The organism is Anoxybacillus sp. (assembly GCF_036834105.1).
In the GTDB taxonomy this organism is placed as follows: Bacteria; Bacillota; Bacilli; order Bacillales; family Anoxybacillaceae; genus Anoxybacillus.
On sequence record NZ_DAITON010000220.1, the window covers coordinates 1 to 2,062 of the forward strand.

General features: G+C 37.6%; 2 protein-coding genes and 1 pseudogene. 2 read left to right on the top strand and 1 reads right to left on the bottom strand.

The features are described 5' to 3' along the window. Positions 1–375 (top strand): annotated as a pseudogene (locus tag V7Z64_RS13095) (mannitol-1-phosphate 5-dehydrogenase); the annotation flags it as partial. 25 nt (positions 376–400) lie between these two features. Here the strand turns inward: V7Z64_RS13095 and V7Z64_RS13100 are convergent. Continuing rightward, a complete protein-coding gene (locus tag V7Z64_RS13100) occupies positions 401–793 on the bottom strand; it encodes a permease (protein WP_297988887.1) in 393 nt (130 codons plus the stop codon). 145 nt (positions 794–938) lie between these two features. Between V7Z64_RS13100 and V7Z64_RS13105 the strand changes: the two genes are divergently transcribed. Then, positions 939–2,062: PAS domain S-box protein (locus V7Z64_RS13105; protein ID WP_334110720.1), on the top strand; the 1,124-nt coding region annotated here is incomplete at its 3' end.

Sequence of the window (2,062 nt, forward strand, 5' to 3'; positions counted from 1 at the left end):
CTTGTTCATCAATACGGTTGGGATGAAGCTGAACATCAAGCGTATATGGAAAAGATTGTTGAACGATTTATCAATCCTGCCATGACGGATGAAGTGACACGGGTGGCTCGTTCACCAATACGTAAACTTGGACCAAATGATCGCCTTATTCGGCCGGCGATGAAATATTACGAATGCTTCGGGGAAGTTCCTACATTTTTAGCAAAAGGCATCGCAGCGTTGCTGTTATTTGATTATGAAGGAGATACAGAAGCGGTACAGCTTCAACAAACGATAAAAGAAAGCGGAGTAGAAGGAGCACTTGTCACATATGCTCACATTCCTTCTGATCATCCGCTTGTTGTAGAAATCAAAAAACAAATGCTTCATATGTAAGGGCCATCTCCATGGATGGCTTTTTTTACATTGTTTTTTTCTTAAACAGTTTACGAATAACTTCAGCAATGACGCCAACGGCGATACCGAACGCTGAAATAACAAGAAAGGAGATGACGCTCGTTATATCACTCCACCCTTCATGGGCGCGGGTCATAGAAATAAAAACGACGTTTATCATTCCAATGATTGCAAAAGTGAAAGATACAATAGTGAATGCCGCTTTGCCGAAAAACCCACCTGCGCCGATAATGCTCGCTAAAATGAAGGATATCACCGCAAAAGCAATCCATTGTTTAAAATCCATGGAGATGTCAAGTAACAAACGAGAACCGGCCAGTGTACAAAGAAAAAGAAAAAATAAAAACACACTAATCCCGTACCAGTGCTTCGATCGATTTTCAGGAAGCATGAACATCTTCTTCACTCCTTTATCTTTTTTTTATTATATCTCATCAATGGCTTTTTAGGGATAAACGATCATAAAAAACCCCTGTTGCTTATTGTCGTTGTTTGCCATAGAATGATAGAGTCAAACTATTATAGATAGGTGAATACATTTCATGAAACGATTATTTGCACTATATGTGACGCTCATTTCTTTGTTTGGGTGTGCATTATTTCTATACATATGGCCATTTTCTAGTGTGCATGTGGAAGAGCAGTGGTTGTTGTTATTGTTGTTTGCGGGGACTGTGGCATTGCTAGATCGATATTTAATATGCCTTCCGCCTAGTGGTAATTCATTCACATTAGAATCATCGATTTATTTGTCCTTACTTTTTGTTTTTGGATTGAAATATACGCTGACTGTCCTAATGTTAGGGAGCTTTATCGTATATTTTACTCATCTTCGAAAAATGGTTTGGTGGAAACATGTATTTAATTTCTCCGTCTATGCCATTATGATATGCGGTTCATACTATGTGTACACTATTTTCGGAGGGGAAGTTGGAGAAATATCTTTAAAGTATTTTTGGGCCTATATTTTTTGCTTCCTCACCTATTTTATTTTAAACGCCGTACTTATGGCTTTATATTTTTCACTTCATTCATCTACGGACTTCATTGTCGTATTAATTAGCACAGTGAAAGAAGTTTCGTACATTTATGCGGTTACGTTGGTGGTAGCCATTATATTGTCTATTTTATTTAAATTCGATTCATTATTCGGTTTATTTTTATACACAATCATTATGCTATTACTCTCGTCAACATTTCGCCAATATTCTCGATTGTACGAAAAACTAGAGGATGACAAAGTATATATTGAGCAATTACTAAATTCATTGCCTATCGGTTTGATCACGATCGATAATTCCAATTCGAATCATTTCATTAACGATTCTGCGGCTACATTGCTCCGTTTAAGTAAAAAAGAAATTAAGCAGTTGATTGAGCAAGAAAAAGAAAGTGGATATGATGCTTTATTTTGGGGGCTTTTCATTCGCCGTGATCCGTTTCGGCAAGTAAAAGTACCATACGAAAGAAATGGTGAGAAAAAAATATTTTTAGTGTCACAATCGAATTTACTTAACTTATACGGGGAGCATATTGGCCGTACAATTTTCTTTCTCGACATCACCGAAATTGAGGAGCTTACAAAACGCATTCATCAATCGGAAAAGTTGGCGGCAGTCGGGGAAATGGCGGCAAAAGCAGCGCATGAAATTCGCAATCCGCTTGC

Bases quoted from the DNA above. Each gene is read 5' to 3' on its own strand.
- V7Z64_RS13100 (WP_297988887.1), bottom strand. From the start codon at position 793: ATGTTCATGCTTCCTGAAAATCGATCGAAGCACTGGTACGGGATTAGT.